The sequence below is a fragment of the Nocardia sp. CNY236 genome, from assembly GCF_000482385.1.
Taxonomy (GTDB): domain Bacteria; phylum Actinomycetota; class Actinomycetes; order Mycobacteriales; family Mycobacteriaceae; genus Nocardia.
On record NZ_AXVD01000039.1, the window covers coordinates 1 to 24,635 of the forward strand.

The following is a 24,635-nucleotide window of genomic DNA, read 5'->3' on the forward strand; positions in this document are numbered from 1 at the left end:
GGATCAGAAGATGAAGCGCCCTATTTCGCTATCAAGTGGGGACCAGCAGAATTCTATAAGTACCGCTCCAGACATATTGATAGGTTCTGGGCGGCGCCCACCGATATCCCTGCGGCAGCGGACTCGGACCGCGACCGCTCCGCCGTAGCCGGCCACAGCGCACCGTGAGCCGGGCCGAGGAGATCAGAGAACCAATCGCACCATATCGGCGGTCCGCGCGAGGCCGGGGAACGCTTGCGGAGTCGAACGGGGATGCAGCGCATGCACCGCCAGCCGAAACATCACCGCCCGCACCAACATCTGCGGCCACTCCGGCAGATCCGACCACCGCTCGATCAGCCCGTCGTCCGCACCGCCCCACGCCAACGCGTCCACCACGATCACCGCCGCCGCCCACGGCGCGGGCCGCCAATACGGAGTGATGTCGGTGAGACCGGGCGTCCGCGCGCCGTCGAACAGCACCGTGCCGAACAGATCACCGTGAACCAATTGCGCCGGTGTGTGGACCGGTTTGCGCAGCGTGGCCAACTGACCGATGAGCTCCATGCTGCGGCGCCCGTCCAACGAGGTCGACAGCCGCGCTCCGCCTGCTCGCAGGCTGCGCAACGGTACCTTCTCCCACGCGGCCCGGTCCGCGGCGACGAACACATCCACATCCACCCAGGGCGCGACCGGCGGCTGCACGAGAAAGCGGGGTCGCTCCAGCGTGGCAGTGGCCTTGTGGAGGCGCATCGACACCGACACCACCTCGTCGTGCCGAGGTTCCGGAGCACCCGACACATACGTGTCCGCCCGCCAGCCCGACACGACGTACCGGCCATCGGTCGCCCGGACCGGACGAGCCAAGCGCAACCCGTCCACTTGCAAGGATTCGCGAACCGTTGCCGACCAGGCCGCGCGCGCGTGATCGATGACGGGGCTGAGCACCACGTCACCCAGACGCCAGCCGCCTTCCCAATCGCCTAGTGGGATCGGGGTCACTTCACGCAGACCGAACGTGGCGCGCACGTGCTCGGGAGGTTCCACAGAAGTCACGGCCGTACCGTACGCCGGTTTCGATTCCACGTGTGCCCGGCGCGCCGGGCTGCGTACCTGTTCGTGACGTCGTGTATCGGCCGCCCCGGATTCGGGGTCAGTAGACCGGTAGCGCTTTGTCGACCTGGTTTGCCCATGCGATCGCGCCGCCTTGCAGATGGGAGGCATCGGAGAAACCGGCACGCTTGAGTGCAGCCAGCGCCTCGGCGGAGCGCACTCCGGTCTTGCAGTACAACACGATCGGACGGTCCTGCGGCAGATCGGAAAGCACCTCGCCGGACAGAATGCGGTCCTTCGGAATCAGGGTGGCGCCTTCGATGTGCATGATGTCCCACTCCACCGACTCGCGCACATCGATCAATTCGATCTGCTTGCCCGCGTCGAGCAGTTCCGCAAGTTCGGGCGCGGTGATGGTGGACCCGGCAGCAGCCGCCTGCCCCTCCTCCGACACCACACCGCAGAACTCGTCATAGTCGATCAGTTCGGTGATCGGCTGCCGCTCCGGATCCCGGCGCAATTTGATCGTGCGGTAGTTCATGTCCAACGCGTCGTACACCATCAGTCGACCCAGCAGCGGTTCGCCGGTTCCGGTGATCAGCTTGATCGCCTCGGTCACCATCACCGAACCGATCGATGCGCACAGCACGCCGAGTACCCCGCCCTCGGCGCAGGACGGCACCATACCGGGCGGCGGCGCCTCCGGGTACAGGTCGCGGTAGTTGAGACCGCGTCCGTCGGGGGCATCTTCCCAGAAGACCGAAACCTGTCCCTCGAAGCGGTAGATCGAGCCCCACACATAGGGCTTGCTGGCCAGCACCGCGGCGTCGTTGACCAGGTAGCGTGTGGCGAAATTGTCGGTGCCGTCGACGATCAGGTCGTACTCGCCGAACAACTCGACCGCGTTGTCGGGCTCCAACCGGATCTTGTGCAGTCGTACGTCGATATCGGAGTTGATCTCGAGGATGGAGTCTCGCGCGCTGTCGGCCTTGGGGCGCCCGATGTCGGACTCACCGTGGATGACCTGCCGTTGCAGGTTGGACGCGTCCACCTCGTCGAACTCGACGATGCCGAGGGTGCCGACCCCCGCAGCGGCAAGATACAAAAGAGTGGGCGAGCCGAGGCCGCCGGCGCCGATCACCAGCACCTTCGCGTTCTTCAACCGTTTCTGGCCGTCCATGCCGAGATCCGGAATGATCAGGTGGCGGCTGTATCGGGCGACCTCGTCCCTGGTCAGCTCCGCGGCCGGCTCGACAAGTGGCGGCAGGGACTTGGGTGATGACACGTCCAGGACTCCTCGAATCGCTTGGCCGATCGCTACGGCGGATTGGCATTCCCATCGCGGGCTGCTTCTGTACAACGCCGACGACCGGACCGTTCTTCCCGCACCATCGTCCCGTATCGGCTACCGCCTCAACCCCGCGGGTACGGCCATGGGTTGAAACGGCATTGCTTGCCGTCCATCGGGACAACGCCTCGCGGGTCCAAGACGGCGATGTCGTCGTTTTTCGTTCCGAACGTCTGCTGCATCATCACCGGTGCGAGCCCTCCGTCGACCGCACACGGCTGATGCCGGTGATAGCCGATGGCGTGCCCGACCTCGTGGTTGATCAAGTATTGCCGATACGACCCGATGTCGCCGTCGAACGCCAAGGCGCCACGCACCCAGCGTGCCTCCGACAGCACCACCCGCTTGCTGTTGCCGTTGTAGCAGGAGGTGTCGATCGGGATATCGAAACCACACGCTGTGCGGCTGGAACCACGGGAGGTGAGCGATATCCGCAAGTCCACCTCACCCTGGTCCACGCGACGAAACGCGAATTTGTGGTCGTGTACCCAACTTTTCGGATTGGCCAGAGTGGAATCCACCATGGAAGCCACGGACAGTTCGCCACCGAAACCCGAGGCGTCGATGCCGTCCTCGATCTCCACGGTGTAACGGAACACCGCCTCGGTTCCCGCCCCGACCTGGGCAGAGGTCCCGGGCACTATCCGCCAGGTCCCCGCCCCGGTCTCGGTGAAGACACCACCCTCGGGCAGCGCCCCGGCCGGCAAGTCGGTGGGAAACTGCCCGTCCCCGGGCGGGGCGCCGATGATGCCCACCGTGGCCGCGTGCGGACTGGTCTGGCCGACTTCGGGCGCCGCGCTTTCCTCACTGCTGATGTCGGTGGCGTGGATTGCGTCCACCGCTACCATCACGGTGATCACGGCCAGTACCGGCAGCGCGTAGGCCCGCCAGCCATACATCGAAACGAACCTGCCGAGAGCGCTTTGCTTCTTGACATCTCGCGCCGGTCGGGATCTGACCCTGGAGCCCTCCGCCGCAGTCGGATCCCAGCGAGCACGCAACGGTTGATGGGATCGGTCGGCGTGGGAGTACCGCACGAGCGAATCGTCGACCTCGATGCCATCGCGGTCGCGACGGCGCCTACTGAATCGCGCCACTGGCCCGGATCTCGCCATGCCGTCCGACCCTATGGAACCGGACGCCGTGGAGCCAGCCGAGCGGATCCGGCCGCAACCCTTGCCGGGCGTCGGCTCCGGGCGAGCGGTCATACTTTCCAGCGTCTCACGAACACCGCCAGCCGCCCGTGACCACAGCGATCGAGCAGGCACGAGCGGGTTTCAGGGAGCAGGGTCCATACGGCTGCCTCCGGCCAGTATGCCTTTCGTGAGTCGTGCTCCGCGGCGGGCGGTTTCATGTTCCCTCGGGCCATGTCCCAACCCATCCGGGCACTGCATCACGACGTCGCCGGGCCGTGCTGCCGCCAGCACTGCAATTGGACCGGCCCACCTCACCGCTGCCACAGTTCACGGTGTGGTGCGGCGAATGTTCTACAGAGCGCCTCCCGACCCATGACACGTCTGTTCATCTCTTCGACTTCGACGCCAGTCCGGGCCGCTGTCGACCGCGGCGAAATGCAATTCTCCGCAATTCCGCGAAGGACGATTCGATTCCGCATCGATGCACGTTGCGAAATATGCACGTTTTCGCTCCGGCCACCACGGTTTGTCGAGGCGACGTTCGCCGGAATTACAGCCGGAACCGAATCCCACCGGCCTTCATTCCTCAGTGGCAGGTGCGAGACGAGTTACCCCGCTCCCGCAACGCGCTCTCGACAGCGCCGGTTCCAGACGCTCGCCTGCTGTCCAGCGTCTGGAACCGGACAGGTGGAACCGAACCGACTCGGCCACGACATGCGCCAGGCGCTGGTTCCAGTCGATCGGTCGTACCTGCCAACGTCTCGAGCACACCACGATCCACAGGTGAGCACGTCCATTGCGCATTCGGTGCAACAATTCTCGACGCCGAACGCTGTAACTCGACCCCAATCCGGGGCCGGGCAACTACCGGGTATTGTTCATGGGATAACCCGGTGCGCACCCCTACCTGCCGGGGAATCGACTGGGAGAGGCGTAATGACTGACCTCGTGGACCGGATGACGTCGCGTCGATCGTCGTCCGAGGCACCCGTGAAACGCGGTACTCGGCTTCCGCGCGACGAGCGACGTCAGCAGCTACTAGCCGCGGCGAGCGAAGTGTTCGTCCAGCGTGGCTACCACGCCGCCGGTATGGACGAGATCTCGCAATGCGCCGGGGTGAGCAAGCCGGTGCTGTATCAGCACTTCAGCAGCAAGCTCGAACTCTATGTCGCCGTGCTGCAGAACTACGTGGACATGCTGGTTTCCAGCGTGCGCCAAGCGCTGCGCTCGACCACCGACAACAAGCAGCGGGTGCGCGCGGCTGTGCAGGCCTACTACGATTTCGTGGACAACGAGATGCAAGGCTTCCGCCTGGTTTTCGAATCCGACCTCACCAGCGAGCCGCAGGTACAGCGGCGGGTCGAGCAAGCCACCGAAGCCTGTGTGGACGCAGTCTTCGATGTGGTGGCCCACGACTCGGGCCTGGACCCTTATCGGGCACGTATCCTGGCGGTCGGTCTGGTGGGCGCAAGCCAATTCACAGCCCGATACTGGCTGGAGGCCGATCGCCCGATCCCGAAAGAAGAAGCAGTCGACACCACTGTCTCACTGGCCTGGGGCGGCCTGAAGGACGTGCCGCTGCACCCGATCGGCTGAGCACGACCGATCGGTCGACCGGGGACGAACCGGTCGACCGCGCACATCCGTCGCTCGGCACATGACATGCATCGAGACCTTGGCCCGGGGATATCCAGGGCGAAGGTCTCGATGCATATCGGCCCAGTGGCGGCGTGGGACGAGACCGAATCAGACGGCGGCGAACCCTACGCGGCCACCCGCCGGCGAACCGATCTCGACATAGGCGACCTTCGATGCCTGGATCAGGAACTTGCGGCCTTTGTCGTCGATGAGCGACAAGACCCCGCCGTCGCCACCGAGCGCACCGGACACCAAGGTCGCTACCTCATCCGGGGTTTGCGCGCTGCTGATCACCAGTTCGCGCGGGCTATCCGAAATACCGATCTTGACCTCCACGGCCAACCTCCGAACCTGAGAGTCCTGTGCTGTCGTGTCCCAGGCTAGTGGCAGGCCGCCCGACGACCCACGCTGGCCACGATCACGGTCAGATGCCGAGCATCGCCATCCGCTCGGCGTGGCTTGCCTGCATCCGTTCGAACAATGCGGCGATGCCATTGAGATCGCCGGTGGCGGTGAGGACCAGGTCGGTCAGCGCGTCGCGCTGTGCCATCACGTACTGGGCCTGAGTAATCGCTTCCCCGAGCAGCCGCCTTCCCCACAAGGTGAGACGATCTCGTTCGGAGCGGTTCCCGGCGACCGCCCGCCGTACTTCGTCCACCACGAACTCCGAATACTGCGTCTCGGCGAGCACGTCGCGCACCACCGCAGCGACATCCGGCGGCAGCGCGCCCGCGATCTCGGTATAGAAATCGGCGGCGATGCCGTCACCGACGTAGAACTTCACCATCGACTCCAGCCAGGTCGACGGATCGGTGGACGCGTGATAGTCGTCCAACGCCGACACGAACGGCGCCATGGCGACGAAGATATCGGTGTTACGCGCGGCCAACGCCGACTGCAGTGTGGTGAAGTGCTCCATCTCATCCGCAGCCATCGTGGCCACCGCTACCTTGCCCCGCAGCGTCGGCGACAGCTTGGCCTCCTCTGCCAGCCGATAGAACGCGGAGATCTCGCCATACGCGAGCACAGCGAACAAATCGATCACACCGGGATGATCGGTGGGGACGGAAACAGCGGGATCGGTCGATGAAACATCCAGCGCGGCAGGTGACTGTGCTCCCATGCGCCCCAGCGTAATACCTGCAGCATTGCGGCCGGTTTCCCGACGAGTACGTGGCGGGTGGCCGGCGTGTTCGAGCCGGTCGTGGGAAAGCACAGCAGTCGACGATCTCGCCCCGCGGGACACCGACCAGCAGGTGGTGACCGAATCACGCGCGCGACCGCCGTGCAACAGTGCGACACCCGTGGATCCGGCATCCAGGCGGACGATCCTCGCACGACCGGATATCGGACACCGACCCGCGGCGGTCCGATTTCGCGCGCCGGCCGAATTGCTCTGTGGCTCAGGAGGTCACGCCTCTGCATACCAATGCCCGAGCCCGAGTTTCCGACATTGGCATATCGCAACCTCCGGTAGCAATTCGGGCGCCGAACAATATCACGCTACAATTACTCCGGACAACGGAATGTTTCGCTCGACGGACTCGCCGGACACCGCCGTCACGCACTATCGGCGTCGCTGCATCCGCAGGCAGGCTTCGGGTGCGAAGTTTCGTTGGACAGCAGAATGTGCGCGCACCTGATCCGCGTCACCAACGCGCCGTGCCGATGTCTTGCGAGGTAGCCGCCGTTTTTCTTACGGCAAGCGCTGGGCATCCGGAGCGTGGCCGGGTGAGTATCTCCTGCGGAATCGTGGTCGTCGCGGACCGCCCGGTCCGCCCCACCTCTTGCGCGCAAGACGTGATGACGAGGAAGGCACGAACCTGAGCAAGATCACAGTCGATCAGGAACCGGGACTGGCGGACACCCTGTTGACAGCCGAACTGGACACAACGCATACCGCCCCGACTTTCGCCGAATTGGGGGTACGCGCGGAAATCGTGCGCGCACTCGGCGAGATCGGCATCGAACGTACTTTCGCCATTCAGGAACTCACACTCCCCTTGGCCCTCGCCGGCGATGATCTGATCGGTCAGGCTCGCACCGGTATGGGTAAAACGTTCGGATTCGGGGTGCCGCTGCTCCAGCGGATCTCGACCGCCGAGTCCGGCACGACACCACTGGACGGCACGCCGCGCGCGCTGGTCATCGTGCCGACGCGGGAGCTGTGCCTGCAGGTCACCCGAGACCTGGAGAATGCCGGAAAGTATTTGGCCAACCACCAGGGAGCATTGAAAGTCGCCGCCATCTACGGCGGACGGCCCTACGAAGCGCAGATCGCGGCGTTACGGGCGGGGGTCGACGTAGTGGTCGGCACGCCCGGACGGCTGCTGGACCTCGCCGATCAGCAGCATCTGATGCTCGGCAAGGTCGGCGTGCTGGTACTCGACGAAGCCGACGAGATGCTCGACCTGGGCTTCCTACCGGATGTGGAGCGCATTCTCGGCATGGTGCCGGATACGCGCCAGACCATGCTGTTCTCGGCGACCATGCCCGGACCGATCATCACGCTGGCACGCACCTTCCTGTCTCGACCGACACACATTCGCGCCGAAGAGCCGCACGATTCCGCGGTGCACGAGCGCACCACACAGTTCGTCTACCGCGCCCACGCCTTGGACAAGGGCGAACTGGTAGCTCGGGTGCTGCAGGCCGAGGGACGCGGCGCCACCATGATCTTCACCCGAACCAAGCGCACCGCGCAGAAGGTGTCCGACGACCTGGCCGAACGCGGGTTCGCGGTGGGCGCGGTGCACGGCGACCTCGGACAGATCGCCAGAGAGAAAGCGCTCGGCAAATTCCGCAGAGGCGCCATCGACGTGCTGGTCGCCACCGATGTCGCGGCGCGCGGCATCGATATCGACGACGTCACTCATGTCATCAACTACCAGTGCCCGGAAGACGAGAAAACCTACGTGCATCGGATCGGCCGGACCGGCCGCGCCGGCCGCACCGGCGTCGCGGTGACTCTGATCGACTGGGACGAACTCAACCGCTGGTCGGCGATCGACGGTGCGCTGGGGCTCGGGATTCCCGAGCCCGTCGAAACGTACTCGCGCTCACCGCACCTGTATTCGGATCTGGGCATTCCCGAAGGCTCGACGGGCGTGGTGCGCGCACCCAAGCCCGAACGCGACCCCGATGCGGTCGTCGTCGAGCGGCCCGCGCGCTCACCGCGGCAACGTACCCGCAAACGCACCCGCGGCGGTCGGCCGATCGATCGCGCTGCAACCGCCGACTCCCCCGCCACCGACACGAGCGATCCGGCCGTGGCCGATAGCGCCGGAGCACTGGTTCCCGACACTCCGCCCCAGGACACCCCAACCCTGGACACCCCGACCTCCGACACCGCCGCCTCCGACGCCGCCACGGAGTCCGACCGCCCCGCGCGTCGCCGACGTCGACGACGCAAACCGACCGACGACGCATCGGCCGACAGCGCGACCGCCCCCACGGCCAGCGATGCCGCAAACCCCGATGCCCTGCTCGACAGTGGTACGCACGATGCAGAGCCCGCCGAGCGGCCTGCTCGGCGTCGACGCACTCGGCGCCGATCCGCCGCGAGCGACCCAGCGGCCGACGATGCCGTGGGTACGGATTCCACTTCGGCGACTACCGCGTCGGCGTGATCGCCCGGATCCGCTACCCTCGCAGTCGTGCTCGCACCCGAGCGGCGAACGCTCGCCGATAGTGTCACCGCAGCGGCGATCGCGTTTCTCGTGATGGTCGCGGCGGTCGTGATATGGGTGCGCTCGGATGTGCGCAGCGCCGAGTCGATCACTGCCGAGACACCCGTGCCGACCCCAACGGCGGCCGGTCGGCTGCCGTCATCGCTGCAGGAGCTGTGGCACACGCCGGACGACGCGAACACCCGAGCGCTCGTGTCTGCCGGCGTGGCGGTGACCGGCGCCGGCGGCACCGTCACCGGACGTGATCCGCGCACCGGCGACCCACTCTGGACCTACCGGCGCGACCTGCCGTTGTGTGGGGTCGAAAGCCAGTACGGCGTGGTGGCCGCGGTCTATCGCGACCCACGCGGGTGCAGCCAGACCACGTTGCTCGCCGGCGACAGCGGCGCCCGGCTCACCGCCCGCAGCAGCTATATGGATTCCAGCGTGCGCTTGTCGGTGGACGGCACCCACTTCCTCGCGCAGGGTGGGCAACGGCTGGAAATGTGGCGCTCGGATCTGGTCCGCACTGTGGAGTACGGTTTCGTCGATGCGCGGGTGAATGTGAAGACCCAACCACGGACGGGCTGCGCACTGCTGTCGTCGAGTTCCAGCCCCTCTCGGCTCGCCGTGCTGGAGCGCTGCCCCAGCGATCCGGCCAATCGACTCACCGTGCTCAACCCGGTACCGAAGGACAACACCACGCCCGAGGAGTACGGTTCGCGCGTATTGACCGGTCCCGGAATGGACTCCGCCGACGCCCGAGTGATCGCGGCCTCCGACAGTCGGATCGTGGTGTATCTTCCCGCTGCAACCACCGAAACGGAGTCTCCGCCGCCGCGACTGGGCGTCTACGATCACACCGGAAACCCCATTGTGATACACGAGCTCTCGGCGCCGTTGAGCAAGGATGCGACGACCACCCAGGTCGGCTCGACCTACCTGGTCTTCACCGGAAACGGCGTGATCGCCTTGGACGGAAGCACATTCGACCCGCTGTGGACCGTGGACGGCGCGCTCGGGGCGCCGACGGTCATGGCCGGCAAGCTACTGCTTCCCACCACCGACGCCCTCGCCGTGCTCGATCTGGCCACCGGGGCCGAGATCGGGCGTATTCCGGTAGACCGTCCGGACTACACCGGAGGCCCCATCTCCCTCGCGGTACTCGGGAATATCGTGCTGGAACGACGCAACGACCAGATACACGCCTTGGGTTGACCATCCGAACCCCGATGCGCCACGCCATGATGGGGGCATGTCCGCATACGATGGCGCTCGATTGATCTTGCTCCGGCACGGCGAAACCGCATGGTCGCGCGAGCGCCGCCACACCAGTCGCACCGATCTGCCACTGACCGTGCACGGCGAACGTCAAGCCGAAGCCGCCGGGCGCCTGTTGTCCTCGCTGCAGCTGCGCAGGCCGCTGGTCCACACCAGCCCTCGGCACCGTGCCGTGCGTACCGCAGAACTGGCAGGCCTCACCGATATCGTGATCGACGACGACCTCGCCGAATGGGACTACGGCGCCTACGAGGGCTTGACCACCCCACACATCCGTGAAGCCGTACCGGGCTGGACCATCTGGACCGGCGAGGTACCCGAGGGCGAGTCGGCGAATCAGGTGCGTGCGCGCGCCGATCGGGTACTGGCTGCCGCAGTGCCGGCACTGACGGACCGGGATGTCGTGCTGGTCGGACACGGTCACCTCTCCCGCGTGCTGATCGCCCGATGGGCCGACTTCGACGTTCGGGAAGGCCGCCGGTTCGCCATGTCCACCGGTGCAGCGACCGTGCTCGGATACGAGCACGACACCCGCACCATCCACGCACACAATCTGACACCCGAGGGAGCGTCACTGTGACCGAAACCACGAGATCTGCCACCCACCGCGACCCGCCTCGGCCCGAGCGGACCGATTCGGCCGGAGTCGATTCGGTGGTCCTGCGCCGTGCGGTCGTGTCCGACGTGCCCGCCCTGGTCGACCTCGTCTACGGCTTGGCCGAGTACGAGCACGCACGGCAGGAGTGCACGCTGACCATCGAGCAGTTGCGCACTGCACTGTTCGGTCCGGAACCGAAGGTATTCGCGCATGTGGTCGCCGCGGAAACGGGCCTGCTCGGCTGCGCCATCTGGTTTCTCAACTTCTCCACCTGGGACGGCGTGCACGGGATCTATCTCGAAGACCTCTATGTCGAGCCCGGTAGCAGGGGCCGGGGTTACGGCGCGGCGTTGCTTGCGGCGCTGGCGAAGGAAGCAGTGGACAACGGCTACAGCCGGGTCGCATGGTCTGTGCTCACCTGGAACAAGCCTTCGATCGATTTCTACGAGTCGATCGGCGCCGTAGCGCAACCCGACTGGCTCGGCTACCGGCTGGCAGGCGACGCACTCGGCGCCCTGGCCACGGGCGCTAGTCCGGTTCCACGGGGTAATCCCCGGCCACCCATCGAGTCGACGACGGCGTGAACAACAACACGAGTGCGGTGACCGCGACCAGACCTAGCAGAGTGCCGTAGACCGGCTGGTGTGAGTCGGTCAACAACGACCAGGTGACCGGGAGCAACAAGAGTTGAGCGATCACGGCGATGGCACGACCCCAGCGTTGCCCCAACAACAGGCCCAGCCCCGCGGCCAGTACCGCGCCGCCGAGCACCCCGAACCACGCGGCGGTGCCGTAACCGCTGGTGACGGTCTGATCATGACCGAGCAGCCCACGCACCACGAGCACAACCGCAACCCCGACGGCGACCGTCCCTTCGAGCGTCACCAAACCACCGGCCGTCCGCACCGTCATCGGCACACTCGCCGTATCCGCACCGTTGTCGCTCACGCGGCAAGCCTACGACCCGCACGATGATGCACCATCGCGGCGTCGTCACGATCCGACTCGGGTCTCGACACCTCCCGATCGCCGCGTCCGATCGGGAGGTGCAGTCGGTTCGTCCGGCTGGCCGGCACCGCCGGTTCGTCCGGCTGGCCGGCACCGCTCGGCGGCCAACTAGGCTGCGAACGTGCGGACCCTGTTGATCGTGAACCCGAACGCCACCTCGACCACGCCAGCGACCCGGGACCTGCTTGCCCACGCGCTCGAAAGCCGCACCCAGCTGATCGTTGCGCATACCCAGCATCGCGGTCACGCGGCCGAATTGGCGCAATGGGCCGCGACCAACGAGATGGACCTGATCGTGGTGCACGGCGGCGACGGAACGGTCAACGAGACCATCAACGGCTTCCTGCCGCTGCCCGTGCTCGACGACGGGCAGGCGTGGCTACCGCGTCTAGGGGTGATTCCCGGGGGGTCGGCGAACGTCTTCGCCCGGGCGCTGGGTATCTCGCCCGACCCGGTCACCGCCACCAACCAACTCATCGATCTACTGACGCTGGACGCCGATCGGCGAGTCGGTTTGGGTATCGCCGACGACCGCTGGTTCTGCTTCAGCGCGGGCGTAGGGCTGGATGCAGACGTCTGTGCGGCAATCGACGCCGGCCGCGCTCGAGGCCGTGCCGCGACCCCGGCACGATATGTTCGAACGACCATACGGCAATTCTTCCGGGCCAAGCGAAATGAGCCCGGTGTCCGAGTCGTGATTTCGGGTCGAGAGCCCATTGATAACGTGCATTACGCCTTCGTTACCAACACCACACCGTGGACTTACCTCAACGCCAGGCCGGTACACACCAACCCCGGTACTCGGTTCGAAACCGGACTCGGCGTGTTTGCGATGCGCTCCATGGCGCTTCTCCCGACACTTCTACTCGCGCGCACTCTTCTCAAAACCGACGGAAATCCCAAGTCACGCAATTTATTCCGCAACGACGACGTGCCCGCCGTACGGATCGAGTCCAAAGATCCGATTGGCCTGCAAATCGACGGCGACTACATCGGAAAACGCAGCGTGGTGGACTTCACCTCGGTCCCCGACGTGCTGGGTGTGGTGGCGCCGCAGGCAGTCTGAGCGCGAAACACCGGAAAAAACATCGCAGTTGTGCTGCAAAATCCCTAGGGAGCGAGTACAAAGGACCGGGCAGGCCCCCATCGGGTCCTCCGAGCGTGAGCTTCCCCACGGTACACCGTGTACCTATTGACATCTACGGTGTTCGTGAAAGCATTCACAAGCAACCGTGCGGAAACATTCAAGTCGCACAAGTGAACGAACTACAAACAATTTGGCGCCCTGCGCGGCGCCCAGCAAAGGAGCAGAGGAATGGACTGGCGCCACAAGGCCATCTGTCGCGACGAGGACCCCGAGCTGTTTTTCCCGGTGGGTAACAGTGGTCCGGCGCTCGCGCAGATTGCCGATGCCAAGCTGGTCTGCGCTCGCTGCCCCGTAACCGCCGACTGCCTGTCCTGGGCTCTGAAGTCCGGGCAAGATGCCGGAGTGTGGGGTGGTATGAGCGAGGACGAGCGTCGGGCGCTGAAACGCCGCAACGCACGCACCCGCACCCGCACCGTCGTCTGATCGGACGACCACCTGCGCCGAGCCCTACCAGCCCGGCCGAGTAAACGCATTTCAGCCCGGCACCAGCGGTGCCGGGCTGTGTTGTGTCCGAGGTAGGTTGCGATCGAAGGATGGTCGAGAGCAGAGCAAGGTTGCGGCCGGAGGATGTCAGCGGCCGGAACGACGGCCCGAAGGCACACGAAGCACGGCGTCGGTACCACCGTCGGCGCCCGGATGCAGACCGATGGAGCCACCGAGCTCGGCGGTGATCAAGGTACGCACAATTTGCAGACCGAGCCGATCGGATGATTCCAGACTGAAACCCTGCGGCAGACCGCGGCCATTGTCACTGATGATTACGTCCAGCCAACGGGCCGAGCGCTCGGATCGGATTGTCACGGTGCCGCTTTCGCCTGGATCGAAAGCGTGCTCGATAGCGTTTTGCACTAATTCGGTGAGCACCATCACCAACGGTGTCGCACGCTCGGCGGAAAATACACCCAGCGAGCCGGCGCGCCGCACTTTGATACGCGCAGTATGCACAGTGGCCACATCGGCCATGATCGGCAACAAGCGATCGACGACCTCGTCGAGATCGACCTCCTCGTCCACCGACATCGACAAAATCTCGTGGACCGACGCGATCGAGGTGACCCGACGCACGGATTCGGTGAGCGCGACCTGAGCTTCCTCGTTCTCGGTGCGGCGGGCCTGCAACCGCAGGAGCGCGGCGACGGTTTGCAGATTGTTCTTCACTCGGTGGTGGATTTCCCGAATAGTGGCGTCTTTGCTCAGCAACGCCCGGTCGCGCCGTTTGACCTCGGTGACATCACGCACGAGGACGGCGGCGCCGGCCAACTCGCCCTGCGGGCGCAGCACGAGGGTGCGCAGCAGCACCGTGGCACCGCGCGCGTCGACCTCCATACGCCGCCCGGTGCGGCCGGCCAGAGCCGCTTGAATATCGCCGACCACTTCCTGCGCATCGAACGGATCTGTCACCAGCGACCGAGTCGCGACGGCGAGATCCTGTCCGGCCAAGTCGGACTGCAGCCCCATGCGATGGTAGGCCGACTGCGCGTTCGGGCTGGCGTACTCGACGATTCCATCGGTATCGAGCCGGATGAAGCCGTCGCCCGCACGGGGGCTGGAATGCGTGGCCGCCCGGTCTTCGGTGGTGGGGAACGTACCGTCGGCGATCATATGGCACAAGTCGTCCGCACAGGCCACATAGGCGATTTCCAAGGTGCTGCGCACCTGCGAGCGCTGCACATCGGTGTCCCGACTCAGTACCGCGATCACATCGTCACCACAGCGCACCGGGATCGCCTCCCGGACCGCGTGCACCGGATTCGAAGTATTCGAGGCCGCGATCATATGGTCGGCTTGCGCGATCTTCCCACTTACCAATGCATCGAACACCTGCGGGTGGTCGGCCTGACGAGCGACCGTGCCAACCATGTCCTCCTGGTGCACGGTAGGTGCGGTAGTAGGACGACACTGTGCAACACACACGATGTCCGCCCCCGAAGGCACCGGCCCGGCGCCGACCCATAGCAGCAAGTCGGCAAAGGACAAATCCGCCAGCAGTTGCCAATCGCCGACCACCCGCTGCAGATGATCCACCGCCACACCGGGGAGATCGGTGTGCTCGGCCAACAGCTCACTCAAAGTCGCCACGAAGGTCTACCGCCGCTATCCCTCAGTCGATGACCGCGATCACATGACCGGCCTTGATGGCATCACCTTCTCGGACACCGATCGAGGTCACCGTGCCGCTGGACTCCGCAAGGACCGGAATCTCCATCTTCATCGACTCGAGGATCACCATTGTGTCGCCTTCCTGGACCTGCTCACCCTCCTGGACGACCACCTGGTACACGACCGACACCAGCTCGGCGAGCACTTCTTCAGCCATGACATCCCGTTCCCGCGATCCGCCGACAGTAGCTGCTGGCCACTGCCGCTGTGGCCGCTATCCGATGACGGTACAGCCGACCACACATGAAACAATGGCATTCAATCAGAAGGGAGACTACTCATGGGAAAGCGCGGTCGGAAAAAGCGCAGCCGCAAAAACAACGCCGCCAACCACGGCAAGCGGCCGAACTCCTGAGCACCGGCTCACCGGAAACGACGACCCGGAAACGACGACGCGGCACGTCCGTCCCCCAGGGATGACGTGCCGCGTGGCATCTCGGCAACCGTCACTCTGCCGCAGATCGCCGCTCCGAGGGTGCCGACTGGCACTCCGAGGTCTCTGCCGAACCCTCTCTGGTCACGACCGTACGGCGAATCTCGACGGTCAGTCGCTCACGCAAGGCGTCGGGCGCACGATCGCCCCCGCACTTGCGGCTGAGCAGGCGCTTGACCTTCTCCTCCATGTCGTAGGCCTCGATACACGGGCTGCAGTCGTCCATATGGTGCTGCAACCGTGCACGGGTCGCTTCGTCGCACTCTCCGTCCAGCATCAACCAGACATCAGCAAGTACGGCCGTGCAGTCCAGCTCGAGGTCCGGGTCCTGCTCCGCGCTCACTGCTTGACCTCCTGGCGTTCTCCCGACCGGTTGAACCCACGCTCACGCGCCACATCGGCGAGCAGACCCTTCAGCTGCTTGCGCCCACGATGCAACCGAGACATCACCGTTCCGATGGGCGTGCCCATGATGTCCGCTATTTCCTTATACGGAAAACCCTCCACGTCTGCGTAATACACCGCCATCCGGAACTCTTCCGGTAGCTCCTGCAGCGCAGCCTTGATGTCATCGTCCGGCAGGGCGTCGAGCGCCTCTACTTCCGCGGATCGCAATCCCTGCGAGGTGTGTTCCGCGGTCGCGGCCAACTGCCAGTCGGTGATCTCATCGGTCGGATACTGCGCCGGCTGCCGCTGCCGCTTGCGATAGGAATTGATATACGTGTTGGTCAGAATCCGGTACAGCCAGGCACGCAGGTTCGTGCCCTCACGGAACGACTTGAACCCCTGAAACGCCTTGACATAAGTCTCCTGCACCAAGTCCTCGGCATCTGCCGGGTTTCTGGTCATGCGCAGCGCGGCACCGTAGAGCTGGTCCAGCAGCGGGAGCGCATCCCGCTCGAACCGCTGAGCCAGCCCTATATCACCGACGGCGGCGGCCCCGTCGGACACCACGTCATCGTCGCTCGTCACACCCGTCCCTTCGATCGCCGTCGTTGCCAAATCTACCGGCAATGGCACGACGAGCGGGAACTCACCGCACGTCGACGACTGCTGTGTCCACACCGGACGGTCGCAAAGTAGTACGGGCACCGACATCTCCTTCACGTCTTCCTCGGGCGTGCGCACACGGCGGGAATTTCTTTCACGGGCTGTGTACCGCCTACAACATGCCCGCAACACGTAGTGTTCCCGCGTAGGCGGCGCGAGCCCCCCGGCAACTGTGTTGTCCGGGCGACCACAGTCGCGGCTGCCTCAGCCGACCACAGCCGCGGCTGCCTCAGCCGACCACAGCCGCGGCTGCCTCAGCCGACCACAGCCGCGGCTAGGGTGGCGATCATGGCGACAGGCTCGACTCCGGCGATCCGCGCGGCGACCCGGGCCGCGGTGGCCCATCGGGTGCACGCCTACCGCCACGACCCGCGCGCCGAGTCCTACGGCGCCGAGGCGGTCGAGGCGCTGGCCGCCGAACTCGGCGTCGGAGCCGAACAGATCTTCAAAACCCTGGTCGTCGAGCTGTCGACCGGCACACTCGCCGTGGCCGTGGTGCCGGTGCCGCGCAGATTGTCGCTGCGCGCAGCGGCAGCGGCCTTGGGCGCGTCGAAGGCAGTCCTGGCAGACCGGACCCGGGCGGAGAAGACAACCGGATACGTCCTCGGCGGCATCTCCCCGCTCGGCCAGCGCAAGCGGTTGCGCACCGTGATCGACGACTCGGCACTGCTGTGGGACCGAGTGCTGTGTAGTGCGGGACGACGTGGTCTGGAGATCGAGCTGACACCCGCGGCCTTGATCCAACTGACCGGTGCGACAACCGCGCCGCTGGCATGCGAATAGCGCCACCGGAGTGGCCCGATCTTCCTGCCGACGCAGGAGGATCTGTGCGTTACTGGACGAGCCAGATTCACCCGACACGAGGAAGTGATGCGAATGCCCGCCCGCCAGCGCCTCCGCACCATGACCGTCGTCTTGTTCGGAATTCTCGGGTTGACCCTCGGCTCGACCACGTCTTCTCCGGCGCAGGTCGCCGCTGCAACGCATACCCGACTGGCCATGCCAGCCACCGATGTTCGCGACGACGAACGGGACCGCTCTCAGACCCCACCCGACTCGAACGACTTCGACATCGACCTCGACGAGCTGCGCTCGCATCTCGATGAGTTGGGCTCGCATCTCGACGAGTTGGGTAGAGATGAACGAGTCGAGAAGACCGAGAGGCTCGGCGGTCGACTGACGACCGAGATCATCGACTTGGTCGCCGGAGTGATCAAGTGCGGGTTGAACATCGCCACGCCGTCGGTGAGCTGCCCGTTGTGATCCACCGCCATGACGGCGAGCCGACTGCCGATGTCGACAGGTGGACGCTCACAACAGGCCGAGCTGCTCACCTGGTGTCGGATCCTGTACTCGGGCCAGCAGATCCGGACCGTTGTTGCGGACGTTGTTGACCAATGTCGACACCGGCCGCGCCACGATTTCCGCGACCACGGCCTCGTCCGGCGGCCCCAACAGGTGCGCCGGAGCCGGGTGATCGGGATCCAACCATGCCGCCCAGTGCCGTTGGGGCATCGGCAAGGGCATGCGATCGTGGATCCGGGTCAGGTCACCCAGTGCATCGGTGGTCACCACGGTGCACGACATCAATGGATCACCCGCCGGCTGGGTCCGATCGCGCCACACCGACCACAGCCCGGCCATATAGAGACGAGAGCCGTCCGCGTTGGCCATGTAGTAGGGAAGTCTCGCGGCCCGCCCTCCTTCCGCGCCGAGGACGGAGTGCGGTTGGACGACCCACTCGTACCAGCCGTCCATCGGCACCAGACAACGCCGGTGTTTCACTGCATCGCGAAACGCGGGTGCGGTAGTGGCACGGTCGGCACGCGCGTTGAACAGGGGTTTGCCCTTGACCGGGACTCCCGGTTCGGCGGCTTTGGTCCAGCCCGGGATCAAGCCCCAACGCATGCGTCGGATACGCCGGGCCGGTTCGTCGTCCGTCCGTCCTCGATCGTGTCGCATGACCACCGTGAGGACCTGGGTAGTCGGGGCAACGTTGTAATTGGGCGGAATTTCCGGGTTTTCGGTCTCGGTCTCATCGATTGCATCCAGCTCGGCCACGAGTCTGCTCGGGTTTGCCGTGGTCGCATATCGTCCACACATATCCCGATCGTCCCACCCGGTACGGACAATCTCAGGCGCAACACCTCGGACTCGATCGGACATTTTCGGGCATAAACGGACACCTTCGGGCGCAATCGGTGTACCGCCTGGGAAGGTCCGTCATCGATCCCGCCGACCACGACCCGCGCCGAAACGCCACGCAGAAGACGCCTCCCCGGCCGGGTGCATCAACCAGCGGCGCACGGACGATATCGGTAGCTCACACACCGGGTCCGGACACCCTGCAGCGCGCGCACCCGCACCGGCGCCACCGAAACCCCCAGCCCAGGTATCGATGTTCGCCCTCGAACACGCGGCGACGCGGGTGCCGCAGAAAGGAACCCCGCTCATGGGTGATGATGGACATGTGAATCTCTGGCCAGCGCCCTATGTCGACGCACCCGTGCATGCGACCGTGACCCTGCCCGGCTCGAAATCGATCACGAATCGGGCTCTCATACTGGCCGCTCTGGCCGACGGACCCTCGACGATCACCGGGGCGCTGCGCAGCCGCGATACGAACCTGATGATCACCGCGCTGCGCGCGCTGGGCGCAGCGATCGAAGCCGAAGGTGACGTCGTGACCATCAGCCCTGCCCCCCTGGGCGCCGCAGCGGTCGACTGCGGATTGGCGGGCACGGTGATGCGCTTCCTGCCTCCGGTCGCGGCACTGGCATCCGGCGACGTGACATTCGTCGGCGACGAGCAGGCCAGGGTTCGCCCGCTACGCACCATCTTGGACGCACTGCGCGCACTCGGGGTGCACATCGACGGCGACGCACTGCCGTTCACGGTGCACGGCACGGGCGCGCTTCGTGGCGGTGCGGTGACCATCGACGCATCCGGGTCGTCACAATTCGTCTCGGGTCTGCTGCTTTCCGCCCCGCGCTTCGACGATGGCCTGGTGGTGCACCACAACGGCAACCCGCTGCCCTCGATGCCACACATCGAAATGACCGTGGAGATGCTGCGCCGTGCCGACGTGCGCGTGCAAGCGCCGGCGCACATCTTGAAGGAACAGACCTGGACAGTCGAACCGGGACCGATCCGCGCGGTGGATTGGGAGGTCGAGCCCGATTTGTCCAACGCCACACCGTTCCTCGCCGCAGCCGCGGTCACCGGTGGACAGGTCAGCATTCCACACTGGCCCGAAGTGACCACCCAACCAGGCGATGTGATTCGGGAAATCCTGGTGCGTATGGGTGCCGAAGCTCGGGTGTTCGACGGCGTGCTCTCGGTGCACGGCCCCGATCGGCTGGCGGGCATCGACATCGATCTACACGACGTGGGCGAGTTGACACCGACCGTCGCGGCCCTCGCAGCCTTGGCGGACTCTCCGTCGACCCTGCGCGGAATCGGCCATCTGCGCGGCCACGAGACCGACCGGCTGGCCGCGTTGTCCACCGAGATCAATCGCCTCGGAGGCAAAGTGACCGAAACCGAGAACGGACTCGAGATCGTGCCTGCCGCGTTGTACGGCGGTCGGTGGCATTCCTACGCCGACCATCGGATGGCTACCGCGGGAGCCATTCTCGGGCTCCGGGTTCCCGGCATCGAGATCGAGGACATAGGGACCACGGCCAAGACCCTGCCCAACTTCGTCACCCTCTGGGAGCAGATGCTCGACCCTGTTGCGACCGACAAGGGAGCGGCGCACTGAGCCGGCCACGACGCTCCGCCGCCAGCTACGACGAGTCCGATGTCCGTGTTCGTCCGGGGCGTAGTTCCCGCCCTCGCACAAAGACTCGTCCGCAGCACAGCGAAGCCGCGTCCGCTATGGTCGTGTCCGTCGACCGAGGGCGTTGGGGCTGCGTGCTCGACGGTGACCCCGACCGGCGAATCGTCGCGATGCGAGCCCGAGAGCTCGGCCGCACCCCGATCGTGGTCGGCGACCGGGTGGACCTGGTGGGCGACATCTCCGGAAGAACGGACACACTGGCCCGCATCGTGCGCGTCGCCGAGCGCCGCACCGTGCTGCGCCGCACGGCCGACGACACCGATCCGTACGAACGGATCGTGGTCGGCAACGCCGAACTACTGCTCATCGTGGTCGCCTTGGCCGACCCACCGCCCCGTACCGGCTTCGTCGAGCGCGCCATGGTTGCCGCATACGCCGGCAAGCTCCAACCGATTCTGTGCCTGACCAAACACGACCTGGCCGCAGACTCCGAATTCGCCGCTGCCTTCGATGGTCTGGACCTCACTATCGTGCACGGCGGCATCGACGATCCGCTCGAACCGGTCCAGCAACTACTCGGCCACCGGCTCACCGCGCTCATCGGCCACTCCGGTGTGGGCAAATCAACGCTGGTGAACCGACTGGTGCCGGATGCCGATCGCGCCGTCGGCGAAGTCTCCGGTGTCGGCAAGGGCAAGCACACCTCCACCCAATCGGTGGCGCTCGCCCTGCCCAGCGGCGGCTGGGTCGTCGACACCCCGGGCGTGCGGTCGTTCGGCTTGGCTCATATCACCCCCGACGACGTCATCGCTGCCTTCACCGATCTCACCGACGCCGTCGAAGACTGTCCGCGCGGCTGTACCCACCTCGGCCCGCCCACCGACCCGGAATGCGGTCTGGACGACCTGACCGACACCGGACAGCGGGTGGCCGCCGTGCGTCGACTGCTGACCGCGCTCGCCGCGAACGAATCGTGGTAGTCGGGTCCGCACACGGACCTTTCCCGGGGAGGATGGGATGACACACTTGGACAAGTCGCTCATGCAGCTGGCGTGGGCAGTCACCGGTCGATCCGCACCCGAAGATCAGCTGCGACAGGCCGCCTGGATCGCCCGATGCGTCGGCCGGGGCGTCGCGGCCCCGTTGGGTCCGAACGATCTGATCGCCTTGGCCGATCTGCTGCAGCAACGGACACTACCGTCGGGTGCAGTGGCGTTCGCGGCCCACCATCCGGCCGACGGGGTGTGGATCGTGCGCCGGGGACAATTCGAACTCACGGTGGGATCGGGGCGTCGCCGCGCGGTCGTCGACATACTGCGTCCAGGTGATGTCGATGGAGATATCGCGCTTCTACTGGACATGCCGTTGATGTACACCGCCCGCGCATTGACCGACGCGACCTGCCTCTACCTCGCACAGCCGGCCTTCGAAAAGCTGCTGGCCACACGTCCGGCAATTGCCCGCCGGTGGTTGTCCAGCGTGGCTCAGCGCACCGCTGGCGCCCACACACGGCTGCTGAGCATCCTGGGGCGACCGCTACCGACCCAAGTAGCCCAACTGCTGCTCGACGAGGCGGTGGATGGCCAGGTGCCGCTAGCCCAGCGGACCTTGGCCGCGATGCTAGGTGTGCAGCGACCCTCGCTGAACAAGATCTTGAAGGAATTCGAGCGCGAGCAAATCGTCGGAACCGGATATGCCGCGATCGAGATCAAGGACCCGGATCGACTGCGCGCGATCCAACAGAAATCCTGACCGGCGAGTTCGGCACACTGTCATGCTGCTGACAGTGCGCTCGAAGCGGGGGCGCCCGCACAGCTGGGATCGGGCACGGTATTTTCCTGTTCCCCAGTGTCGTTCCCTGAACTCGGAGGTTGCCACCTGTGAACATCGCCCGAACCCTGTTGCCCCTGTGCGCTGCCGCCACCCTCCTCGTCGCTGGGTGTAGTGATTCCGGCGATACCGCAACGCCGACCACCACTGTGTCGTCCCCGGTGCCGCCATCCACGTCGGCCAGCGCCGCGGCGAACGCCGCCCCGGTGCCCAACCAACTGCAATTCACCGCGACGACCATCGACGGTGCAGAGTTTTCGGGAGCGAGTCTGGCCGGTCGGCGCACGGTGCTGTGGTTCTGGACACCGTGGTGCCCGACCTGTCAGCGAGAGGCGTCGATGATTGCCGAAACCGCCGACGCCTACCCGGACGTGCAATTCGTCGGCGTCGCGGCGCAGGACGACGTGCCCGCCATGCGGGAATTCGTTTCGGAATACGGCGTGAAATTCCCGACCATCGCCGACACCGACGGCGCGGTGTGGCAACGGTTCGGCGTAACGGCCCAACCCGCGTTCGCCTTCATCAGCAAGTACTCCGATGTCGATATCGTGCCCGGAACGTTGAGCGAAGCGGACTTGGCCGCACAGATCGCGGCGCTCGGCTGAGTCTGGGCCCAATGGACACCGGAGTACTCGGATTCGCGGCCGCGGCAGGGCTGGTCGCAGCAGTCAACCCGTGTGGTTTCGCGCTACTGCCGGGGTATCTGACGTTGGTCGTCGCTGGTGAGCGCGCAGCCGATCGGAGTCGCGCTGGCGCGCTGGGCCGTGCTCTGGCAGCAACTACGGTGATGGCCACCGGGTTTCTCGCCGTCTTCGGCGCCTTCGGCCTCGTCGTCGCTCCGGTGGCAGTATCGACGCAACGGTATCTGCCCGTGGCGACGGTGGCGATCGGGCTGGCACTGCTCGCGCTGGGCGGGTGGCTGCTCGCCGGCCGAGAGATCACCGTGCTGCTGCCCAAGCCCGGGCGGGGCGCGCCGACTGCCCGGCTGACGTCGATGTTCGGCTACGGCGTTGCATACGCGCTCGCGTCGCTGTCGTGCACCGTCGGGCCGTTCCTCTCGGTAACCAGCAGCACCTTTCGCAGCGGATCGGTCCTCGACGGAGTGCTCGCCTATCTCTCCTACGGCGCCGGAATGGCGGTATTGGTCGGTCTGCTCGCCGTAGCGGTCGCCCTGGCCGGCGCCTCGACAACCGCATGGACGAGAAAACTGCTACCGCATATCAATCGGTTCGGTGGCGGATTACTCGTCGTGTCCGGCCTGTACGTGGGGTACTACGGAGTCTATGAACTACGGCTGTTCTTCGCCGACGGCGATGCCGACGACCCTGTCATCGGTGCGGCGGCACACCTTCAGGAACACCTGCTGCGTCGTGTCGACGACATCGGCGCGACGAGGCTGCTGATCGTCTTGGCCGTGGTGGTTACGGCCGTGCTGGGTGCGCGTTGGATCCGCAGACGCCGCATCGATACGTCCGCTATGCGGAAGCGAACCGTCCCGCCAGACTGAGGATCTCTTCGACCGGCCACTGGTCGTCGGCGTGCGCGCCGTACTTACAGGCCAGGACTGGTCCGTCCGGGGCGATGAGGAAATCGGCCGGGCGCCCGAGACGGTCCTCACCACGTTCGAGTGCGGCACGGACCGACCGCTGCTGGATGAGTCCGCGTGCGGACTGCACCCAGGTGCGAGGATGCGCGACCGCCGCCAACGACGGCTCGACGCCGAACTCTCTATACAGAACGCGATCCGGGTCCGCGACGACCGAGAAGGGGGTCCGTATTGCGACATTCATCGCACACCGACGAGCAACTTTGCGGCAATCCTCAGGCGAACCGCCCGACGTATTCCATGCCCCCGGGCGGGCGTATGCGAAATCGGCTACTCGGCTCCGAAGCGCGCGGCCAAGGAGAGAACTTCCTCGACCGGCCAGTGATCGTCGGCGAGCGTGCCGTACTTGCGAGCCAGCAGCCGACCATCCGGCGCGATGAGAAAATCGGCCGGCCGCCCGAAGTGGTCCTCGCCACGACCGATCATGGCCCGAACCGACCGCTGGTGCACAGCGCCCCGCGCGGCCGACACCCAAGTCCGCGGATGGGCGATCGCCGACGGCGTGGATTCGACACCGAATTCCGCGTACAGCACACGGTGTGGGTCGGCGACGACAGCGAATGGTAGTTCGCCCTGATAGTGACGGAGCGCATCGACAGTGGAATGGAAGACGGCGATCTCGGTGACACCCGCCGCTACGACCTCCTCGTATCGTTGTGCAATCGAACGCAGGTGTAGGTGACAGATCGGGCAGCCCGCGTAGCGACGGAACTGCAGGTGCACCATCCGATTCGGATCGGGCACCGGGATGGTTGTCGCATCGATCGTCCGCAGTTCGTGCGGTGCGACGATGTCTCCGACTGCGATCGTTGTCATGACTTTCAGCCAACCACAGTGGTCTCGATCACGGTATCGGAAATGTCACCGCCCTGACAGTCCGGGTCGACGCACCGACAACCCGACAACACATCGGTTCCGA

28 protein-coding genes are annotated in these 24,635 nt (G+C 65.6%); 15 read left to right on the forward strand and 13 right to left on the reverse strand.

The genetic code is table 11. The features are described 5' to 3' along the window. Positions 1 to 183: 183 nt before the first annotated feature. The 3 genes from K940_RS0118445 to K940_RS0118455 all read right to left on the reverse strand — a co-directional run bounded on the left by K940_RS0118445 (position 184) and on the right by K940_RS0118455 (position 3,495). Entirely contained in the window at positions 184 to 1,035 is an 852-nt protein-coding gene (locus K940_RS0118445) for a TIGR02569 family protein (protein WP_028478739.1), read from the reverse strand. Between the two features lie 97 nt (positions 1,036 to 1,132). Further along, positions 1,133 to 2,317 carry an adenylyltransferase/sulfurtransferase MoeZ gene (gene moeZ / locus K940_RS0118450; RefSeq protein WP_028478740.1) on the reverse strand — a complete coding sequence of 395 codons (1,185 nt, stop codon included), beginning with the start codon at positions 2,315 to 2,317 and terminating at the stop codon, positions 1,133 to 1,135. 128 nt (positions 2,318 to 2,445) lie between these two features. Then, positions 2,446 to 3,495, reverse strand: coding sequence for a DUF3152 domain-containing protein (locus K940_RS0118455; RefSeq protein ID WP_155980957.1), 1,050 nt, complete (start codon positions 3,493 to 3,495; stop codon positions 2,446 to 2,448). Between the two features lie 957 nt (positions 3,496 to 4,452). On the opposite strand from K940_RS0118455, the gene K940_RS0118460 reads away from it, so the two are divergent. Next, positions 4,453 to 5,112 carry a TetR/AcrR family transcriptional regulator gene (locus K940_RS0118460; protein WP_028478742.1) on the forward strand — a complete coding sequence of 220 codons (660 nt, stop codon included), beginning with the start codon at positions 4,453 to 4,455 and terminating at the stop codon, positions 5,110 to 5,112. 150 nt (positions 5,113 to 5,262) lie between these two features. Here the strand turns inward: K940_RS0118460 and K940_RS0118465 are convergent, their stop codons facing one another. Both K940_RS0118465 and K940_RS0118470 read right to left on the reverse strand, forming a co-directional pair. Next, positions 5,263 to 5,490, reverse strand: a complete 228-nt coding sequence (locus K940_RS0118465) for a DUF3107 domain-containing protein (RefSeq protein WP_028478743.1) — start codon at positions 5,488 to 5,490, stop codon at positions 5,263 to 5,265. Positions 5,491 to 5,578: 88 nt separating this feature from the next. Then, positions 5,579 to 6,277: a ferritin-like fold-containing protein gene (locus tag K940_RS0118470; RefSeq protein ID WP_028478744.1), complete on the reverse strand. Its 699-nt coding sequence runs from the start codon at positions 6,275 to 6,277 to the stop codon at positions 5,579 to 5,581. A 664-nt stretch (positions 6,278 to 6,941) separates the two neighbouring features. Here K940_RS0118470 and K940_RS29110 point away from each other — a divergent pair. The 4 genes from K940_RS29110 (at position 6,942) to K940_RS29115 (ending at position 11,285) form a co-directional block, all read left to right on the forward strand. Then, positions 6,942 to 8,783, forward strand: a complete 1,842-nt coding sequence (locus K940_RS29110) for a DEAD/DEAH box helicase (protein WP_081706471.1) — start codon at positions 6,942 to 6,944, stop codon at positions 8,781 to 8,783. Between the two features lie 27 nt (positions 8,784 to 8,810). Beyond that, positions 8,811 to 10,040 (forward strand): hypothetical protein, encoded by a 1,230-nt coding sequence (locus K940_RS0118480; protein WP_028478745.1) that lies wholly within the window; start codon positions 8,811 to 8,813, stop codon positions 10,038 to 10,040. A gap of 37 nt (positions 10,041 to 10,077) precedes the next feature. Then, positions 10,078 to 10,683: an acid phosphatase gene (locus K940_RS0118485; protein ID WP_028478746.1), complete on the forward strand. Its 606-nt coding sequence runs from the start codon at positions 10,078 to 10,080 to the stop codon at positions 10,681 to 10,683. Between the two features lie 74 nt (positions 10,684 to 10,757). Next, positions 10,758 to 11,285: a GNAT family N-acetyltransferase gene (locus K940_RS29115; RefSeq protein WP_051407347.1), complete on the forward strand. Its 528-nt coding sequence runs from the start codon at positions 10,758 to 10,760 to the stop codon at positions 11,283 to 11,285. Here the strand turns inward: K940_RS29115 and K940_RS0118495 are convergent. After that, positions 11,230 to 11,613, reverse strand: coding sequence for a hypothetical protein (locus K940_RS0118495; protein ID WP_036529217.1), 384 nt, complete (start codon positions 11,611 to 11,613; stop codon positions 11,230 to 11,232). The two genes, K940_RS29115 and K940_RS0118495, sit on opposite strands and share 56 nt — an antisense overlap. Before the next feature lie 217 nt (positions 11,614 to 11,830). Between K940_RS0118495 and K940_RS0118505 the strand changes: the two genes are divergently transcribed. Then, positions 11,831 to 12,775, forward strand: a complete 945-nt coding sequence (locus K940_RS0118505; RefSeq protein WP_028478748.1) for a diacylglycerol kinase family protein — start codon at positions 11,831 to 11,833, stop codon at positions 12,773 to 12,775. 249 nt (positions 12,776 to 13,024) lie between these two features. After that, positions 13,025 to 13,279 carry a WhiB family transcriptional regulator gene (locus K940_RS0118510; protein ID WP_011211115.1) on the forward strand — a complete coding sequence of 85 codons (255 nt, stop codon included), beginning with the start codon at positions 13,025 to 13,027 and terminating at the stop codon, positions 13,277 to 13,279. Between the two features lie 147 nt (positions 13,280 to 13,426). On the opposite strand, the gene K940_RS0118515 is transcribed toward K940_RS0118510, so the two are convergent. Continuing rightward, a complete protein-coding gene (locus K940_RS0118515; protein WP_028478749.1) occupies positions 13,427 to 14,935 on the reverse strand; it encodes a sensor histidine kinase in 1,509 nt (502 codons plus the stop codon). Between the two features lie 22 nt (positions 14,936 to 14,957). Beyond that, entirely contained in the window at positions 14,958 to 15,173 is a 216-nt protein-coding gene (locus K940_RS0118520) for a biotin/lipoyl-binding carrier protein (protein ID WP_028478750.1), read from the reverse strand. A 123-nt stretch (positions 15,174 to 15,296) separates the two neighbouring features. On the opposite strand from K940_RS0118520, the gene K940_RS34145 reads away from it, so the two are divergent. Continuing rightward, a complete protein-coding gene (locus K940_RS34145; protein WP_155980961.1) occupies positions 15,297 to 15,371 on the forward strand; it encodes a 50S ribosomal protein bL37 in 75 nt (24 codons plus the stop codon). A 91-nt stretch (positions 15,372 to 15,462) separates the two neighbouring features. On the opposite strand, the gene rsrA is transcribed toward K940_RS34145, so the two are convergent. Then, positions 15,463 to 15,792 carry a mycothiol system anti-sigma-R factor gene (gene rsrA / locus K940_RS29120; RefSeq protein WP_051407341.1) on the reverse strand — a complete coding sequence of 110 codons (330 nt, stop codon included), beginning with the start codon at positions 15,790 to 15,792 and terminating at the stop codon, positions 15,463 to 15,465. Next, positions 15,789 to 16,421: a sigma-70 family RNA polymerase sigma factor gene (locus K940_RS29125; RefSeq protein WP_051407348.1), complete on the reverse strand. Its 633-nt coding sequence runs from the start codon at positions 16,419 to 16,421 to the stop codon at positions 15,789 to 15,791. The genes rsrA and K940_RS29125 overlap by 4 nt, the downstream gene beginning before the upstream one ends. Before the next feature lie 366 nt (positions 16,422 to 16,787). Between K940_RS29125 and K940_RS0118535 the strand changes: the two genes are divergently transcribed. Then, positions 16,788 to 17,282 (forward strand): aminoacyl-tRNA deacylase, encoded by a 495-nt coding sequence (locus K940_RS0118535; protein WP_028478752.1) that lies wholly within the window; start codon positions 16,788 to 16,790, stop codon positions 17,280 to 17,282. Between the two features lie 93 nt (positions 17,283 to 17,375). Then, complete coding sequence (locus tag K940_RS0118540; RefSeq protein ID WP_155980958.1) at positions 17,376 to 17,762, forward strand: hypothetical protein; 387 nt, start codon at positions 17,376 to 17,378, stop codon at positions 17,760 to 17,762. Between the two features lie 48 nt (positions 17,763 to 17,810). Here K940_RS0118540 and K940_RS0118545 read toward each other — a convergent pair whose 3' ends face one another. Then, positions 17,811 to 18,602, reverse strand: a complete 792-nt coding sequence (locus K940_RS0118545; RefSeq protein ID WP_028478754.1) for an SOS response-associated peptidase — start codon at positions 18,600 to 18,602, stop codon at positions 17,811 to 17,813. 349 nt (positions 18,603 to 18,951) lie between these two features. Here K940_RS0118545 and aroA point away from each other — a divergent pair, with 349 nt between their 5' ends. The 5 genes from aroA (at position 18,952) to K940_RS0118570 (ending at position 23,617) form a co-directional block, all read left to right on the forward strand. Continuing rightward, positions 18,952 to 20,262, forward strand: a complete 1,311-nt coding sequence (gene aroA, locus K940_RS0118550; RefSeq protein WP_036529222.1) for a 3-phosphoshikimate 1-carboxyvinyltransferase — start codon at positions 18,952 to 18,954, stop codon at positions 20,260 to 20,262. A 122-nt stretch (positions 20,263 to 20,384) separates the two neighbouring features. After that, a complete protein-coding gene (gene rsgA / locus K940_RS0118555; RefSeq protein WP_369797524.1) occupies positions 20,385 to 21,260 on the forward strand; it encodes a ribosome small subunit-dependent GTPase A in 876 nt (291 codons plus the stop codon). A gap of 37 nt (positions 21,261 to 21,297) precedes the next feature. Further along, a complete protein-coding gene (locus K940_RS0118560) occupies positions 21,298 to 22,032 on the forward strand; it encodes a Crp/Fnr family transcriptional regulator (protein ID WP_051407342.1) in 735 nt (244 codons plus the stop codon). A 227-nt stretch (positions 22,033 to 22,259) separates the two neighbouring features. After that, positions 22,260 to 22,715, forward strand: a complete 456-nt coding sequence (locus K940_RS0118565; RefSeq protein ID WP_196812267.1) for a redoxin family protein — start codon at positions 22,260 to 22,262, stop codon at positions 22,713 to 22,715. Positions 22,716 to 22,726: 11 nt separating this feature from the next. Next, positions 22,727 to 23,617, forward strand: a complete 891-nt coding sequence (locus tag K940_RS0118570; RefSeq protein WP_028478759.1) for a cytochrome c biogenesis CcdA family protein — start codon at positions 22,727 to 22,729, stop codon at positions 23,615 to 23,617. On the opposite strand, the gene K940_RS29130 is transcribed toward K940_RS0118570, so the two are convergent. Further along, on the reverse strand, positions 23,586 to 23,900 hold the full coding sequence (locus K940_RS29130; protein WP_051407343.1) for a hypothetical protein: 315 nt from the start codon (positions 23,898 to 23,900) through the stop codon (positions 23,586 to 23,588). The genes K940_RS0118570 and K940_RS29130 overlap by 32 nt on opposite strands. Positions 23,901 to 23,986: 86 nt before the next feature. Then, positions 23,987 to 24,532 carry a peroxiredoxin-like family protein gene (locus tag K940_RS0118580; RefSeq protein ID WP_028478760.1) on the reverse strand — a complete coding sequence of 182 codons (546 nt, stop codon included), beginning with the start codon at positions 24,530 to 24,532 and terminating at the stop codon, positions 23,987 to 23,989. Between the last annotated feature and the right edge of the window lie 103 nt (positions 24,533 to 24,635).

What these genes read in the sequence shown, in the direction of transcription:
- K940_RS0118455 (WP_155980957.1), bottom strand. Translation starts at nt 3,495, where the DNA reads ATGGCGAGATCCGGGCCAGTGGCGCGATTCAGTAGGCGCCGTCGCGAC.
- K940_RS0118460 (WP_028478742.1), top strand. Translation starts at nt 4,453, where the DNA reads ATGACTGACCTCGTGGACCGGATGACGTCGCGTCGATCGTCGTCCGAG.
- K940_RS0118470 (WP_028478744.1), bottom strand. Translation starts at nt 6,277, where the DNA reads ATGGGAGCACAGTCACCTGCCGCGCTGGATGTTTCATCGACCGATCCC.
- K940_RS0118485 (WP_028478746.1), top strand. Translation starts at nt 10,078, where the DNA reads ATGTCCGCATACGATGGCGCTCGATTGATCTTGCTCCGGCACGGCGAA.
- K940_RS0118495 (WP_036529217.1), bottom strand. Translation starts at nt 11,613, where the DNA reads ATGACGGTGCGGACGGCCGGTGGTTTGGTGACGCTCGAAGGGACGGTC.
- K940_RS0118510 (WP_011211115.1), top strand. Translation starts at nt 13,025, where the DNA reads ATGGACTGGCGCCACAAGGCCATCTGTCGCGACGAGGACCCCGAGCTG.
- K940_RS0118520 (WP_028478750.1), bottom strand. Translation starts at nt 15,173, where the DNA reads ATGGCTGAAGAAGTGCTCGCCGAGCTGGTGTCGGTCGTGTACCAGGTG.
- K940_RS0118535 (WP_028478752.1), top strand. Translation starts at nt 16,788, where the DNA reads ATGGCGACAGGCTCGACTCCGGCGATCCGCGCGGCGACCCGGGCCGCG.
- K940_RS0118540 (WP_155980958.1), top strand. Translation starts at nt 17,376, where the DNA reads ATGCCCGCCCGCCAGCGCCTCCGCACCATGACCGTCGTCTTGTTCGGA.
- K940_RS0118545 (WP_028478754.1), bottom strand. Translation starts at nt 18,602, where the DNA reads ATGTGTGGACGATATGCGACCACGGCAAACCCGAGCAGACTCGTGGCC.
- aroA (WP_036529222.1), top strand. Translation starts at nt 18,952, where the DNA reads ATGGGTGATGATGGACATGTGAATCTCTGGCCAGCGCCCTATGTCGAC.
- K940_RS0118560 (WP_051407342.1), top strand. Translation starts at nt 21,298, where the DNA reads ATGACACACTTGGACAAGTCGCTCATGCAGCTGGCGTGGGCAGTCACC.
- K940_RS0118570 (WP_028478759.1), top strand. Translation starts at nt 22,727, where the DNA reads ATGGACACCGGAGTACTCGGATTCGCGGCCGCGGCAGGGCTGGTCGCA.
- K940_RS29130 (WP_051407343.1), bottom strand. Translation starts at nt 23,900, where the DNA reads ATGAATGTCGCAATACGGACCCCCTTCTCGGTCGTCGCGGACCCGGAT.
- K940_RS0118580 (WP_028478760.1), bottom strand. Translation starts at nt 24,532, where the DNA reads ATGACAACGATCGCAGTCGGAGACATCGTCGCACCGCACGAACTGCGG.